Origin of the sequence: Bacillus sp. RC240 (assembly GCF_044907945.1) — a bacterium.
Classification (GTDB): Bacteria; Bacillota; Bacilli; order Bacillales; family Bacillaceae_G; genus Bacillus_A; species Bacillus_A mycoides.
In genome coordinates this window covers 1-14309 of sequence record NZ_JBIYCT010000003.1, presented here as the reverse complement: position 1 = coordinate 14309, position 14309 = coordinate 1, and the positions used below count along the sequence as shown (strand labels likewise).

16 protein-coding genes, 2 other RNA genes and 1 riboswitch are annotated in these 14309 nt (G+C 35.3%); of the genes, 14 read left to right on the top strand and 4 right to left on the bottom strand.

All coding sequences use genetic code 11. The features are described 5' to 3' along the window. Positions 1-38: 38 nt before the first annotated feature. The 4 genes from ABH955_RS11625 (at position 39) to pbuX (ending at position 3657) form a co-directional block, all read left to right on the top strand. Positions 39-512, top strand: a complete 474-nt coding sequence (locus ABH955_RS11625; RefSeq protein WP_113937072.1) for a GNAT family N-acetyltransferase — start codon at positions 39-41, stop codon at positions 510-512. 154 nt (positions 513-666) lie between these two features. Beyond that, complete coding sequence (locus ABH955_RS11620) at positions 667-1413, top strand: type I methionyl aminopeptidase (protein WP_016101466.1); 747 nt, start codon at positions 667-669, stop codon at positions 1411-1413. Positions 1414-1529: 116 nt separating this feature from the next. Then, positions 1530-1631: riboswitch (purine riboswitch) on the top strand. Between the two features lie 107 nt (positions 1632-1738). Continuing rightward, entirely contained in the window at positions 1739-2332 is a 594-nt protein-coding gene (locus ABH955_RS11615; protein WP_002086571.1) for a xanthine phosphoribosyltransferase, read from the top strand. 2 nt (positions 2333-2334) lie between these two features. Continuing rightward, positions 2335-3657, top strand: coding sequence for a xanthine permease PbuX (gene pbuX / locus ABH955_RS11610; RefSeq protein WP_404447378.1), 1323 nt, complete (start codon positions 2335-2337; stop codon positions 3655-3657). 14 nt (positions 3658-3671) lie between these two features. Here the strand turns inward: pbuX and ABH955_RS11605 are convergent, their stop codons facing one another. Next, positions 3672-4835 (bottom strand): DUF418 domain-containing protein, encoded by a 1164-nt coding sequence (locus tag ABH955_RS11605; protein WP_404491134.1) that lies wholly within the window; start codon positions 4833-4835, stop codon positions 3672-3674. Between the two features lie 236 nt (positions 4836-5071). On the opposite strand from ABH955_RS11605, the gene ABH955_RS11600 reads away from it, so the two are divergent. Together ABH955_RS11600 and ABH955_RS11595 are read left to right on the top strand one after the other, a co-directional pair. Then, entirely contained in the window at positions 5072-5194 is a 123-nt protein-coding gene (locus ABH955_RS11600) for a hypothetical protein (protein WP_273541939.1), read from the top strand. Between the two features lie 218 nt (positions 5195-5412). Further along, the gene (locus ABH955_RS11595; protein WP_404491132.1) at positions 5413-9072 is read left to right on the top strand and encodes a dynamin family protein; all 3660 of its coding nucleotides are present in this window, start codon (positions 5413-5415) and stop codon (positions 9070-9072) included. A gap of 3 nt (positions 9073-9075) precedes the next feature. Here the strand turns inward: ABH955_RS11595 and ABH955_RS11590 are convergent, their stop codons facing one another. Continuing rightward, positions 9076-9330 (bottom strand): DUF3931 domain-containing protein, encoded by a 255-nt coding sequence (locus ABH955_RS11590; protein ID WP_000369740.1) that lies wholly within the window; start codon positions 9328-9330, stop codon positions 9076-9078. A gap of 71 nt (positions 9331-9401) precedes the next feature. On the opposite strand from ABH955_RS11590, the gene ABH955_RS11585 reads away from it, so the two are divergent. The 5 genes from ABH955_RS11585 to ssrS (ABH955_RS11565) all read left to right on the top strand — a co-directional run bounded on the left by ABH955_RS11585 (position 9402) and on the right by ssrS (ABH955_RS11565) (position 11503). Continuing rightward, positions 9402-9869 carry a GNAT family N-acetyltransferase gene (locus ABH955_RS11585; protein WP_404447368.1) on the top strand — a complete coding sequence of 156 codons (468 nt, stop codon included), beginning with the start codon at positions 9402-9404 and terminating at the stop codon, positions 9867-9869. 21 nt (positions 9870-9890) lie between these two features. Then, positions 9891-10163, top strand: a complete 273-nt coding sequence (locus ABH955_RS11580) for a YpbS family protein (RefSeq protein ID WP_113937077.1) — start codon at positions 9891-9893, stop codon at positions 10161-10163. Between the two features lie 2 nt (positions 10164-10165). Further along, complete coding sequence (locus ABH955_RS11575) at positions 10166-10999, top strand: sulfurtransferase (RefSeq protein WP_242309099.1); 834 nt, start codon at positions 10166-10168, stop codon at positions 10997-10999. Between the two features lie 116 nt (positions 11000-11115). Beyond that, positions 11116-11298: non-coding RNA, 6S RNA (gene ssrS, locus ABH955_RS11570), on the top strand. 21 nt (positions 11299-11319) lie between these two features. After that, positions 11320-11503: non-coding RNA, 6S RNA (gene ssrS / locus ABH955_RS11565), on the top strand. A 55-nt stretch (positions 11504-11558) separates the two neighbouring features. On the opposite strand, the gene ABH955_RS11560 is transcribed toward ssrS (ABH955_RS11565), so the two are convergent. Continuing rightward, complete coding sequence (locus tag ABH955_RS11560; RefSeq protein ID WP_404447364.1) at positions 11559-12008, bottom strand: hypothetical protein; 450 nt, start codon at positions 12006-12008, stop codon at positions 11559-11561. An 83-nt stretch (positions 12009-12091) separates the two neighbouring features. Here ABH955_RS11560 and ABH955_RS11555 point away from each other — a divergent pair, with 83 nt between their 5' ends. Genes ABH955_RS11555 through ABH955_RS11545 form a run of 3 tightly spaced genes read left to right on the top strand, consistent with a single transcriptional unit; the run spans position 12092 to position 14025 of the window. Beyond that, positions 12092-12403 carry a hypothetical protein gene (locus tag ABH955_RS11555; protein WP_113937080.1) on the top strand — a complete coding sequence of 104 codons (312 nt, stop codon included), beginning with the start codon at positions 12092-12094 and terminating at the stop codon, positions 12401-12403. Positions 12404-12406: 3 nt separating this feature from the next. After that, positions 12407-13642, top strand: a complete 1236-nt coding sequence (locus ABH955_RS11550; protein ID WP_404447361.1) for a glutathionylspermidine synthase family protein — start codon at positions 12407-12409, stop codon at positions 13640-13642. After that, positions 13639-14025, top strand: coding sequence for a DUF350 domain-containing protein (locus ABH955_RS11545; protein ID WP_002117799.1), 387 nt, complete (start codon positions 13639-13641; stop codon positions 14023-14025). The genes ABH955_RS11550 and ABH955_RS11545 overlap by 4 nt, the downstream gene beginning before the upstream one ends. A 51-nt stretch (positions 14026-14076) precedes the next feature. Here ABH955_RS11545 and ABH955_RS11540 read toward each other — a convergent pair. Continuing rightward, positions 14077-14309: IS3 family transposase (locus tag ABH955_RS11540; protein WP_404491131.1), on the bottom strand; the 233-nt coding region annotated here is incomplete at its 5' end.

Below are 14309 nucleotides of genomic sequence, written 5' to 3'. Positions count from 1 at the left end.
GCTTAATTGCAGCTTTTTTTTATGAGGGAGTGAGAGAAATGGGCTATATGTTTACAGTAATGTCGCAAGCGGAAGCAGAAGAAATTGCATACAACTGGCATTATGAAGGGGAGTATTCCTTTTATGATATAGAGGCAGATGAAGAAGATTTAGCTGAGTTTTTAGAGGATGAGAGTAGAGGGAATCATACATTTTCTGTGAAGGAAAATGGTACTCTCATTGGTTTCTTTAGTTTTAGTAACATAAATAATCAAACAGTTGATATAGGACTTGGAATGAGACCTGATATAACAGGCAATGGATTAGGTTTACAGTTCGTAAAAGCTGGATTAGATTTTAGTAAAGAAAAATACGGATGCAATTATATAACACTATCAGTAGCGACATTTAATGAAAGAGCGATTAAAGTGTATAAAAGAGCAGGATTCGAAGCTGTTGGAACGTTTATACAGAAAACAAATGGTAGTTGTTTTGAGTTTTTGAAAATGAATTATATATGTGAAAATGATTAAAAAACAGAGGAGAGCTTCTGTTTTTTTATTTTGATGTAGAAATAAATGATGTTTGTTTTTGTACTTGTTGTAATTAGAAGTTTTGAAATTTTGGAAGAGGATGTGTATGATTGAAGTTTAGTAGCAAATAGCAAGTTTAGTAAGGAGAGGTAGTATGATTATAATTAAAACGAAAAATGAAATAGATTTGATGCATGAATCGGGGAAGTTACTAGCTTCTTGTCATAGAGAAATTGCAAAAATGATGAAACCAGGTATCACTACACAAGAAATTGATACGTTTGTTGAAGCATATTTAGAAGAGCATGGTGCCAGATCCGAACAGAAAGGGTATAACGATTATCCATACGCAATATGTGCATCTGTGAACAATGAAATGTGTCATGGGTTTCCAACAGATGTTCCTTTAAGTGAAGGAGATATTGTGACAATTGACATGGTAGTAAACTTAAATGGTGCGCTTTCGGATTCTGCATGGACGTATATAGTTGGAGATATTTCTGATGAAGCAAAAAGGTTATTGTTAGTAGCAGAGAGTGCTTTATATAAAGGGATTGAGCAAGCAATAAGTGGTAACCATGTTGGAGATATTGGATACGCAATTGAAAGTTATGTAGCCTCTGAAGGGTTTTCTGTTGCAAGAGACTTTACGGGACACGGAATTGGTAAAGAAATTCATGAGGAACCAGCAATTTTTCATTTTGGTAAGCCAAGGCAAGGACCAGAATTACAAGAAGGAATGGTAATTACAATTGAACCTATTGTAAATGCCGGTATGCGATATTCTAAAGTAGATTTAAACGGATGGACTGCACGGACGATGGATGGGAAATTATCTGCACAGTATGAGCATACAATTGCGATTACGAAGGATGGTCCTATCATATTAACGACGTTGTAATATGAAATGTGAAAGTTTGAAAAACTCGAACAAAAATGGTATTTTCATAAAATTCGTACGTGTTTTTTCGATAAATGCTTTTCAAAGTGAAAAAAGTGCGTTATAATCCTTCTATAAATAAATAAGTTAGCTACACTCATATAATCGCGGGGATATGGCCTGCAAGTTTCTACCGAAGTACCGTAAATACTTTGACTATGAGTGAGGACGAATATATTTGCTTGTTTAGCATTCTTTTTTGCGAAACTCCAAAAGCACGTCTCTCACTTGTAACGAGTGGTGGCGGCTTTTGGAGTTTTTTATTTGCATAAGAGGAGGAACTAACATGAAAGTATTACAAGAAAAGATTTTGAACGAAGGAAAGGTTTTATCTGGTGATGTATTAAAGGTAGATGCATTTTTAAATCATCAAATTGATCCAGTACTTATGCAAGAAATCGGAAAAGAATTTGCTAAGCGTTTTAAAGAAGAGAACATTACAAAAATCGTGACGATTGAATCTTCAGGCATTGCGCCAGCGGTTATGGCTGCTTTAGAGCTTGGTGTAAAAGTAGTTTTTGCAAGAAAGCGTAAATCGTTAACGTTACAAGATAATATGTATGTTGCAAACGTATATTCATTTACAAAACAAGAAACGAACGAGATTTCATTATCTCGAAATCATATTGATGAAAATGATCATGTATTAATTATTGATGACTTTTTAGCAAATGGTCAGGCTGCTTTAGGTTTAATGAGTTTAGTAGAGCAAGCCGGGGCAAGTATTGCGGGAATTGGCATTGTTATTGAAAAAGCATTTCAAGATGGAGGAAAGAAGCTGCGTGAACAGGGTGTTCGTGTTGAATCACTAGCAGAAATTGCATCACTTGATAACGGCACAGTTACATTTGTACAGCAAGAAACTGCGGAGGTGAACTAACGATGAAGCAGCACCCATTTAAAATCGCATCGCTTGGTATTCAGCACATGCTTGCCATGTACGCTGGCGCAATTATTGTTCCTCTTATTGTCGGCGGGGGACTTGGTTTAAATCAACAAGAATTAACGTATTTAGTATCGATTGACTTATTAATGTGCGGCGTAGCAACGATTTTACAAGCATTATCAAATCGCTTTTTCGGTATTGGGCTTCCGGTTGTACTTGGTTGTACATTTACAGCGGTTGGACCGATGATTGCAATTGGTAAACAATACGGCGTGTCCTCTATATATGGAGCAATTATTGCTGCGGGATTATTTGTTGTTATTTTCGCGAAATTATTTGGGAGGCTTGTAAAACTGTTTCCTCCTGTTGTAACAGGATCTGTCGTTACAGTTATTGGGGTTACACTTGTTCCAGCAGCTATTAATGATATGGCTGGAGGAGTTGGAAGTAAAGATTTCGGAAGTCTAGAAAATTTAGCGTTAGCATTTGGTGTTTTATTATTTATCATTATTATGTATCGTTTCTTTGATGGATTTATCCGTTCAATCTCTATATTACTTGGTCTTTTGTTCGGTACAATCGTCGCAGCATTTATGGGGAAAGTAAGCTTGCAAGCGGTTGGAGAGGCAGATTGGTTCCACGGTATTCAGCCGTTTTACTTCGGTACACCAACATTTGAATTAACGCCAATTATTACGATGATTCTCGTTGCTTGCGTAGGAATTGTGGAAGCAACAGGGGTATATTTTGCATTATCTGATATTTGTAATAAGAAGATCGGTGAAAAAGAATTAACAAAAGGTTATCGCGCAGAAGGATTGGCAATGGTTCTAGGTGGTATTTTTAACGCATTTCCATACACAACATATTCTCAAAACGTAGGACTTGTTCAATTAACTGGAGTAAGAAATCGCGTCATTATCTATACTTGTGGTGGTATGTTAATTGCTCTTGGGTTTATTCCTAAAATCGCAGCCATTACAACAATTATTCCGAAATCAGTACTTGGCGGTGCAATGCTAGCAATGTTCGGCATGGTTATGGCATATGGTATTAAAATGTTAAGCAGTGTTGATTTTGGAAAACAAGAAAATTTATTAATTGTCGCATGTTCTGTCGGAATCGGACTTGGAGTTACAGTTGTTCCAACGTTATTTTCACAGCTTCCGGAAAACATCCGTATTTTAACAGATAACGGAATTGTACTTGGAAGTGCGTCAGCAGTACTTTTAAATATCGTATTTAATATGGTGCCGCATCGCAAAGTAAAAGTAAAAGAAGAACCAGTCTCTATGCAAAGTGCAGTAAGAGAAGCGTAAAAAGCAAGGTCTCATTATGAGACCTTGCTTTTCTTTTTAAGTGGCATCATCTTACCGTACGTACCAAGGCGCCAAATGTATTCAAGTGGCCCATATTGGTAACGTGAAAGCCACCAGCGGCTAATAAAGATTTGTAACGTATAAAAGCCGATGCAAAATAGTGGTCCCACCCATAATGGAGCGGGATAATACTTTTTGAAAAATAGGCCGAATACAAGTAACGTAATAATCGTATGCGTGATGTAATTTGTTAACGCCATTCGTCCGACATATTGGAATGGGCGTAATAATGTTTGCCATCTTTCTTTTTGTAATAAACGCATGAGTGTGAAAATGTAGAAGATGAATAATGTTTTTCCGCTAAACATTGTAAAGGCACTCATGTAAATCGGATCATAAGGTTGTTTTGACAAGAAATAACGAACCATAAAGAACCACATTGGTAATGTTAAAACGAACATAATGATTTGCCATTTTTTAAGCTTTGGATCTAATTCTTTTGAGCGGCGGAAAATATCTTTTTTGCCAGCATATAAACCAAGCAAAAATAATCCAACTGTTTCTGGAAGCATGAATGCACTTAGCCCAATTGCTTCAGAATAAAACGCATGGAAACGATTTTGTATTTGTAACATCCAGTCCTCTAATGGCATGATTGGTAAGGAGAGTCCTAGCTCATCTCTTGGCATTAAGGCAATTCCAATGCTAGTAATTAGCATTAAAAATTGAAAAATGCTTAGTAAAACTAATGCCCAAATCAAAATAGTACGAGGTTCTCTCTTATAAAATAACAATAAGAAAAATCCAGCGATTGCATAACTATGTAAAATGTCCCCGTCCCATAAAAGAACGTAATGCAAGAACCCAAATAATAATAAAATGAGCAAGCGGCGAACAAATAAAGTTTTCGGATGATCTGTTTTCGCCTCAGCACGACTCATAAAGATATAAAAACCTAATCCGAATAAAAATGAAAAAATAGTATAAAATTTTGTTTGAATAAACATGTCATAAAACAAGCGAATATAGCTGTCTAATCCATCATAAACGCCGGAAATGTCTCGAGAATCAATCCCAGCGATAACAGGCCAGTTAACAAGAAAAATACCTAGTACAGCTATTCCTCTAATAATATCGATGGAATGTATCCTCTCGCCTTGTGAAATATTTTGTGTCATTATTTTCCTCCTTGTTAAGTAATTCCCTTTTATTATACAAAATGTAAAGAGGAGGGTATATAGGTAATTTCCAATTTTTAAAACTGCTAAGATGTGTATTATGAGATATAATAAGAGTGCACAGCAAGTTTTAAACTTCTTTAAAACAGGCAGTAAAGCTCCTTTTCCCGAAGGAGCTTTCTTTTTTTATAAATTTGTTGATAATGATTCTCTTTAATGATAAAATGTATTCAAAAGTGATAATCATTATCAAAAAAGGTTGGTGTGTTAATATGGTATATGCACTTGTTGCAGGAACGATTGCTATATATGTTGGTGTTACAAAGTATGTATTAAATGGAGTAGGAACAACAAAATGAATAATATTACATAAAATCCCTTTCATTTGTAAAAAGAATGAAAGGGATTTTTTATTTTTGATGTGAATATGCTGAAAATTTAGTATGATAATAAAGTGAAACTTTAATCAGCGGGGAGGTCTATCCCTCACTGATTACTATCCCGTACGAAACGGGTTTTTACTGCCCACAAATAGCGGGATAAAGTATATACATCTTGGATAAAGGGGAACAAGGGGATGACGAACATAGTACAGACAAACGGTATGAAAAAACTTGTTTGTTTTTATGAAGAGTGGCAAAAAAACGGTGATGTAGAGAATAGTTTGAAGTTGTTTGAAGTGATTCAAAAATATAAACAAGAGCAGCTTATGCTAGCTTTTTGTGGTCATTTTTCTGCGGGGAAATCGACAATGATGAATCACCTATATAAAGCGCAATTATTACCGACAAGTCCGATTCCAACGAGTGCTAACGTTGTTAAAATTGAAAGAGGATCTGATCGTGTTGTTGTAACGATTAAGTCTGGAGAACAGTATGAATATGACGGCGCATATTCAGCAGAAGAATTAAAACAAATATGTAAAGACGGTGATGAAGTAATTGGTGTTCATATTTATCGAAATGATGCGCCAATTCCTGATGGGGTTATGTTAGTTGATACGCCGGGAATTGATTCTACAGATGATGCTCACCAATTAGCAACAGAATCAACACTCCATCTTGCAGATGTTATTTTCTATATGATGGATTATAACCATGTCCAATCAGAGGTTAACTTACAATTTGTTAAAGAATTGAAAGAACGTAATAAAACGGTTTATCTCGTTGTAAACCAAATAGATAAACATAAAGCAAATGAGTTATCGTTTGAAGAGTATAGAGATAGTGTAAAACAGTCGTTTTCTAACTGGGATATTGAAGTAGATGGTATTTTTTATACATCATTGCGAATGATGAATCATCCATACAATGAAATTCAAAGTTTAGAAGCATTAATCTTTTCTATCATGAAAGAAAAAGAGCAGTATGTAAGAAAGGGAATGGAGCGAGAAACAGAATATTTACTGCAAGAACATTGTTCGTTTATTCTTTCTGAAAATGAAAAACATCTCATGAAATATGAAGAAGAATTAACATCACCACTGTCACTTTCAGAGATAGTTGAAAAAAAGGAAGAGTTAACTGAAAATAAAAATCGGGTGGCTAGTAAAGAATCTGATGTGAGAAATGAATTTATAAAAGGTTTACAAGCCATATTAGATAACGCGTATTTAATGCCATTTGAAATGAGAGAATTGGCAAATAAATATTTAGAAACGAAATTAACGAAGTTTAAAGTTGGCTTGTTATTTGCGAAAGGAAAGACGGAGCAAGAAAAACAGAGACGTGTAGATGCTTTTTATTCTGCTCTTCAAAAGACTGTTGAAACGCAACTTGATTTTCATGTGAAAGAATTTATTGTAGCCTTCTTAAAAGAAGAAGGGTTATTTACAGAGGAAATAGGGAAAGACATATATGCGTTAGAAATTGCTTTCGGACCGGAAGTGTTGGCTGAAACAATTAAACAGGGGGCTGGATTTACCGGTGATTACTTACTTCTTTATACTGCTGACGTTGCAAATGAGTTAAAGAAAAGATACTTTATGAAATCTCAGCAAATCTTTGGAAAAAGTACGGGTATATTGCAGAAGAAAGTGAAGATAGAAGTTGCACGTATTGAAGAAGAAATTGAAAAATACACGATGTTACAAACAGCAAAAGAAACAAAATTACAGTACATTAAGACGTATGAGGAATATGAGAGCTATTTAGGAGATATTTGGAATGAAAATATTTCTATACCAGATGGATTGCAAATAGACGAAATATTACAAAGTAAAAAACAAGTTGTTAGTGAGAAGTTTACACTACAAGAGCAAGAAATTGTAAATGATAACGTAGCGGCTAGTGAAGAAGAGATTAAAGGAACGAAAGCTTTAAATATTCAGCGTATATTAGAAAAAGTGAAGAAAGCTGAAACGATATTAGATCCATTGCCTACACTGAAACATCTACAGCAAGAGGTAGTTGGCAAAAGACAGCGTGTAGAAACGAAGCAATTTACAGTAGCGTTATTTGGAGCTTTTAGTGCTGGGAAATCATCATTTGCTAACGCATTGCTCGGTGAAAAGGTACTTCCTGTATCGCCAAACCCAACGACAGCAACAATAAATCAAATTTTGCCAGTTACAGAAGATAAACAACATGGAACGGTAATTGTCCAGTTTAAATCAGAGCAAGCGCTGTTAGAAGATATGAAAGCTGTTTATAAAATGTTTCACTATGAAATTGCTACATTGGAAGAAGCGTTAACGAAAATTGATCAAATTATGAAATACCCTTCACCAAGTGGGAAGCAAAAAACAACATTTAGCTTTTTGCGAGCGGTACAAAAAGGATATGAGGCAGTTGCTAATCATTTAGGGGAACAATTACAAGTTACGTTAGAGGAGTTCTCTGATTATGTAGCTAATGAAGAAAAATCATGCTTTGTTGAGTATATGGAGCTTTATTATGATTGTGCTTTAACAAGGCAAGGAGTAGCTCTTGTAGATACACCAGGGGCGGATTCTATTAACGCGCGCCATACGGATGTTGCATTCCAGTATATTAAAAACGCAGATGCTATTTTATTCGTAACATACTATAATCATGTTTTCTCTCGTGCAGATCGTGAATTTTTAATTCAGCTCGGTCGTGTAAAGGATACATTTGCACTTGATAAAATGTTCTTCTTAATAAATGCTGCCGATTTAGCACAATCTGAAGAAGAACTTGAAATGGTAAAAGGTTATATTGCTGATCAGCTCCTGCAATACGGTATTAGAAATCCACGTTTATTTGCAATTTCAAGTTTATGTGCGCTTGAAGAAAAGCAAGGGAAAAGTATTGATAAAGAAAAGTATGGTATTTTACAAAACTCCGGGATTACTAAGTTTGAAGAATCATTTACGTCCTTTATGATGAGGGATTTAATGCTTGTATCTGTGCATGCTTTATATGGTGCATTGCAAGGAGCGAATCAGCTTCTTGTAAATATGATAAATGGCGCAAAGCAGGGAAATGATGAGAAAGAGAAGCAAACAAAAAAATATGAAGCAGAGCGTAATCAGCTACTTCATATTATTTCATCATATAGTGTACTTGCTGAAGAGCAAGCAATGCAAAATGAAGTGAAAGAATTGCTTTATTATGTACACCAACGTCTATTTTTACGCTATAACGATGTGTTTACTGAATTTATTAATCCGGCGTCGTTACGAACAGATGGGAATGTGAAAATGCAGTTGCAGCAATGTGTAATGGAATTAGTTTCATTTATTCAACATGATTTATTACAAGAAATGCGTGCGACATCATTACGTCTTGAAAAATGGATAGATGAAGCGATGAAGCGTGCAAAGGATGAAATTGTTGTGAATTGCAAAGTGGAAAATGAATCGATTTCTATGGGTGGAACAGTGGATTATGAATATAAAATTATTACACATAAAGAGCCGTTTCCTTCAATAGAAATAAAAGATTTTAAAAAGGCACTAGCACATTTTAAAAATGAGAAAAGCTTTTTTGAAAAAAATGATAAAGCTTTTATGCAAGAAGACGCTAAAGGAGTGTTAGAACCTTTCGTATCAAACTATGTAGTTGATGAAGAAGATTTATTCGTTCATCATTATAAGCAAGAGTGGGATGCAAAATGGAACCTATTCCAAAAAGTGATGCAGCAAGATGTTGAGAATTATTATGAAAGTATATTATTCGCTTTAGCTGAAACAATTGATGTATCACTATACGAACAAAGTAAAGAAGAGCTACAAAAGCAGTTAGTAGAAATTGAAAAAGAAATTTATATTAAATAGCTGTTATGAAAAAAAGATTCGTTCAATTTTCTTTTGTAGTACAGTATCTAAAGATTTTACAAACCCTGCAAACTCATCAGTAGAAATCATATGGGTAAGAACTAAGCGTCTGCCGTCTGGTGTTTCACCGCATAAGACGAATGAAGAAAACTCATACGTTTTGTTTTCTACTACTAATTTTGGATAGGAATATGTGTCGCTCTTCTTTTTCTTTCCATCAATAGAGATGACGTTGCATTTTTTCTCATTGTTGTCCATGGTGAATCCCTCCTTTCTATTATCTATGGTAGACAAGGGGGGTTTAGAACAATAGAGGAGGGGGAATTTTTATGTCTGTTGTCATAGAGCGTATTTCGAAAGAAGCTATACCGAAATCTTTATTACTTCTTGCTGATCCAAGTGAAAGCCAAATTGATGCATATACACAAAGAGGCTTAACATATGTAGCTAAGCAAGAGGAGAGTGTTATCGGTGTATATGTTCTTTTGGAAACAAGGCCGAAGACGATGGAAATTATGAACGTTGCGGTTGTAGAGCATTTGCAAGGAAAAGGGATTGGAAAGAAGCTATTAAGTCATGCCATAGAAACTGCTAAAGGATATGGTATGTCAAAACTTGAAGTTGGTACAGGCAATTCTAGTGTTTCACAACTTGCTTTATATCAAAAATGTGGATTTCGTATTTTTTCTATTGATTTTGATTACTTTTCAAAGCATTATGAAGAAGAGATTATTGAAAATGGGATTGTATGTCGTGATATGATTCGGCTTGCAATGGAATTGAATAAGAACGTATAACTTATTTAGGGGGAAGAGAAGATGGAAGTACATAAAGCAATTACAGCACATTCTCGTAAACAAAATGAAAGTGTAAAAGCATGTTTACAATTAGATGCGCAGCGTGAAGCAGCTATTGAAGCAGCCGTATCTCTTGCGTCAAATGGGAAAGAATTTTCGGTTGATGTCATTAATGTTGTAACAAAGCAAATTAATGAGCTTGCAAAAAATGGTGTTGCACTGCAGCGTAAACTTGTTACAAAAGATATGGTTATGGAGTATGTAGGTCGTTTGCAAGAGAAAGAAGGTCGTTAAAGATGGTTGTTACAGTCGAATGGTTACGTGAGCATATAGAAGATGAGAATGTCCGTATAATCGATTGTCGATTTGATTTAGCGAATCCTAATTGGGGTAGAGAGAAGTATGAGGAAGAACATATTCCTCATGCGTTATATTTTGATTTAAATTTAGATTTATCAAGTCCTGTAGCAGAACATGGTGGCCGCCATCCGTTGCCAAATATTGAGGAGTTTGCAGACAAGCTTTCACAGGCCGGGATTGATGAACATACGACAGTGATTGCGTATGACAGTCAAGCTGGTGCAATGGCTTCTCGTTTATGGTGGTTATTAAACTATGTAGGACATGAGAAAGTGTATATATTAGACGGTGGATTTCCAGCTTGGAAAGAGAATGGATTACACACAACGCCGAATATCCCAGTTATTGCACGAAAACCTTTTATACCGGAAATACAAGAAAATATGCTTGTAACGATGGAAGATGTGAGAGGGAAAATTCGTGCAGGTGCAAATATGACATTAATTGATTCTAGGGAACCAAAACGTTATGCTGGTGCGGAAGAGCTCGTTGATTCGAAGGCAGGGCATATTCCGACGGCAGTAAACTATTTTTGGAAAGATGGGATTTTAGAATCGGGACACTTTAAAAACGAAGAGGAACAGCAAGGGCGTTTCCAAAATCTTGATAAAGAGAAGGAAACAATCGTATATTGTGGTTCTGGTGTTACAGCGTGTCCGAACATAGTTGCATTAACATTAGCTGGTTTTCAAAATGTTAAGTTGTATACAGGTAGCTGGAGTGATTGGATTTCTTATCCAGAAAATCAAATTGCAAAAGAAGAAGATTAATCACTTGCATGCAAAAATAATTTGTATTAAAATAAGGTCACAAGCAAGAGATTGCTTCAAAAATATTATATTTTACACATTGGAAACAATGTGATAATATAACGACAAGTAAATAATACATCCTGCGGTGTGCGTAACTTATTTATGTCTAAAACCGATGTTAGTTTTACGGAAGCTCAATATTTAGTGACCATTATCAAGCCTTCCTTGTGGAGGAAGATATACGGTAACTGTGAGGGCATCCACCTGCGAGTAGCGGGTTTTTGGACATTTACGAGAGACGGCACTTGCGGGGGTCTTATTTCAACTAATAGTATATAAAATTCCTACGGTGTACGTAGCTTGTGTATGTCTTAAACCAATAAGTATAATATGGAAGTTCAATATTTAAATGTAGATAGCAGGCCATCTTTTTAAGAAGGAAGTTACAAACATTTGTGAGAACATCCACCTGTGAGAGCAGGTTTATGGACATCTATAGATAACGGCATATGTGGGACTATATAAAAAACCTTACGTTTTATACGTAAGGTTTTTTTGTTGAATATATATGCTCATGTTATCTCGATTTACCTGTAAAGTTCCCATAATAAATATAGCACTTGCGGTCTTCATCAATTTCTCTTGAATCTAGGGTGAATTCCAAATGTATTCCATCCTGTTGAATATATATAATATCTGAATGGAGAGAGGGTAAGATATCCTCGTAATTCCAAACATCTTTACTTTCTATCATAATTGAGCTTGTTTCCTTTAGTTCCCTAATTTCAAAACCTATGTGCGAGTATGTAGGATCTGAAGGGTCGTTGAAAAAAACTTCTTTTTGTATATATAACACTGCTGTCCCGTCTGGATCTACTGAAGTTGCAGTAACGACATATGTATTTCTATCTTTTGTAAAATATTCACAAGTCATGCGCGCGACAATTTCAGAATTAGAAATATTTGTGTAGTTCCATAAAGCCGGATACCCGTTAGTTTCATCATTGAGCCGATATTCCAATCTCATTTTATCCCTCTCCTTCCTTTTTCTTCTACTTTATCATGGTATCTTATATAATAGAAATATAATTTTAAAAGGGGAGTGCAAAGGTGACAAAAACGAAATGGCTAGTAGGTGGTGTCCTAACATCTTTAATGACGGGCACTTTATTTGGCTGCGCGCAAGATATTCCCCCTGAACCGAATGATAATAGTTGTTCTGATTGGGATTGGGATGATGAGCTTGGTGTTTGGCAGTGTGATGATAGTAGTTCAGGTTATCGTGGACATTACTTTTATGGTGGTACATACTATCAAAATAAATCCGCCTTCAAAAATTCATCAGAGTTTAAAACTTATCAATCTTCGGCCGAATTTAAAGGTGGAATTGGAAGCGGTTCAAAAGGTGGATTTGGAGGTTAAAATATGTCGCAATACATAAAGAAACGAAAAGAATTTTATTCGAATTATCCTCATTTCTGGTCGGATTTATATGAATGTGAATATAGTTTGTTTCATGTTTTCCCGATAACAGAGCAAACGATGAAACAATTACAAGTAGCAACTGAAAGAATGGGGAAAATATTTTTTAAGACTGCTAGAATTCTTCGGAATTTATCTAATGAACAGCTTCTTGAACTCGGTTTTCCAACTGCAAGCTTGCCTTTTATTAGACTGAAAAGAATGTATCCTGAATCTGTTATTTCACGATTTGATTTTGCTTTAACAGATGATAATCGTATTAAAATGCTTGAGTTTAATAGTGACACTCCGACTTTTATTGTGGAATGCTTTCAAATGAATGGAAAAGTTTGTGAAGAATTAGGATATGATAATCCAAATGCAAATCAAGAGCGCTTACTTTCTTCTGGTATTACAAAAGCCGTAATGGAGTTTGCAAAAGGAATGGAAGATCCAAATGTTGTTTTCACAGCTCATCATGAACATATAGAAGATTGGAATACGACTATGTATTTGAGTGGGTTATGTCATGTTGAAAATAAAGTAATGCCAATGACAGAACTTAGAATTACAGCCGATGCTTTAGTAGATAGAGATGGTGTACCAATTGATATTTTATATCGCCAAACATATCCAATTGAAGACTTGATTGAAGATCAAGATCCCGAAACGGGGGATTTGGTGGGAGTGGAACTCTTGCAACTTGTAAAAGAAGGAAAGCTTTGTATTATAAATCCTTTGTCAGCCTTTTTACTTCAGCCAAAATCAATTCAATGTCTTATTTGGGGATTAGCAGAAGAAGGTGCTTTTTACACAAGTGAGGAACAAAAGTGGATTAAAGAATATATGCTTCCTACATATTTAGAGCCAGATTTATTTTTTGGGAAAAGTCCTTTCGTTCAAAAACCTTCGTTCGGTAGAGAAGGTGACACGATTACGATTCGTGATAAGGATACGAATGTTATGATTCGAAATGCACATGAAACGTATAAATCATCACTTCCTATATTTCAGAAATATACAGATCTTCCAGTTGTATTTTTGGAAACTGAAAAAGGAATTGAGAAGCTTTCGTACGTGTTTGGGGCGTTTTTAATTGCTGGAAAAGCGAGTAGCATCGGTATACGTGCTGGAGAAAAAATTACGGGAAATGAATCGTATTATTTACCGGTAGGTATTAAGAAGGAGGAAAATAAATGATTAATTTTTTACTATATTTAGCAGTATCACTTGCACTTTTATGTATCGGTCTTTTTCTTATGGAAGTGACAACGAAAGTTAAGGAATTTAAGTTAATGGCTCAAGGAAATAAAGCGGTAAGCTATGTACTTGGAGGAAGACTACTTGGCCTTGCTATCGTTTTATATTCAACGGCTGCTAATTCTATTTCAATTCTTGATATGGTTTCATGGGGGGCTGTTGGGATATTAGCTCAAATTATTGTCTTTTATTTAGCGGAATGGCTTACACCACGTTTTAATATTAATAAAAGCCTTGAAGAAGATAATCAAGCAGTTGGTCTTTTCCTTATGTTTTTATCACTTTCCATCGGAATTGTAATTGCTGGTTGTGTAACATATTAAAACCCTTACATTTTGAAGTGAACCCCGAAAACGGGACACATATCAAAACACCTAAACCATCTGTTCCCTAAATTCTTTAGGGGATAGGTGGTTTAATTTTTCTTGAATTCGCACACAATTGTAGTAATGAATGTATTCTAGCACAATCTTTCGCACAGTTGTGTTGGATACTTTTGTTATCTTTTGTGAGTAGAAAGCTTCACTTTTTAAATGACCAAAGAAGCTTTCCATGACGGCATTATCATGGCAATTTCCTCTCCGGGACATGCTGGTGATAATGCCGT

Excerpts from the sequence above, each read along its gene's own strand:
- ABH955_RS11625 (WP_113937072.1), top strand. The coding sequence starts at position 39 with ATGGGCTATATGTTTACAGTAATGTCGCAAGCGGAAGCAGAAGAAATT.
- ABH955_RS11620 (WP_016101466.1), top strand. The coding sequence starts at position 667 with ATGATTATAATTAAAACGAAAAATGAAATAGATTTGATGCATGAATCG.
- ABH955_RS11615 (WP_002086571.1), top strand. The coding sequence starts at position 1,739 with ATGAAAGTATTACAAGAAAAGATTTTGAACGAAGGAAAGGTTTTATCT.
- pbuX (WP_404447378.1), top strand. The coding sequence starts at position 2,335 with ATGAAGCAGCACCCATTTAAAATCGCATCGCTTGGTATTCAGCACATG.
- ABH955_RS11605 (WP_404491134.1), bottom strand. The coding sequence starts at position 4,835 with ATGACACAAAATATTTCACAAGGCGAGAGGATACATTCCATCGATATT.
- ABH955_RS11595 (WP_404491132.1), top strand. The coding sequence starts at position 5,413 with ATGACGAACATAGTACAGACAAACGGTATGAAAAAACTTGTTTGTTTT.
- ABH955_RS11590 (WP_000369740.1), bottom strand. The coding sequence starts at position 9,330 with ATGGACAACAATGAGAAAAAATGCAACGTCATCTCTATTGATGGAAAG.
- ABH955_RS11585 (WP_404447368.1), top strand. The coding sequence starts at position 9,402 with ATGTCTGTTGTCATAGAGCGTATTTCGAAAGAAGCTATACCGAAATCT.
- ABH955_RS11580 (WP_113937077.1), top strand. The coding sequence starts at position 9,891 with ATGGAAGTACATAAAGCAATTACAGCACATTCTCGTAAACAAAATGAA.
- ABH955_RS11575 (WP_242309099.1), top strand. The coding sequence starts at position 10,166 with ATGGTTGTTACAGTCGAATGGTTACGTGAGCATATAGAAGATGAGAAT.
- ABH955_RS11560 (WP_404447364.1), bottom strand. The coding sequence starts at position 12,008 with ATGAGATTGGAATATCGGCTCAATGATGAAACTAACGGGTATCCGGCT.
- ABH955_RS11550 (WP_404447361.1), top strand. The coding sequence starts at position 12,407 with ATGTCGCAATACATAAAGAAACGAAAAGAATTTTATTCGAATTATCCT.
- ABH955_RS11545 (WP_002117799.1), top strand. The coding sequence starts at position 13,639 with ATGATTAATTTTTTACTATATTTAGCAGTATCACTTGCACTTTTATGT.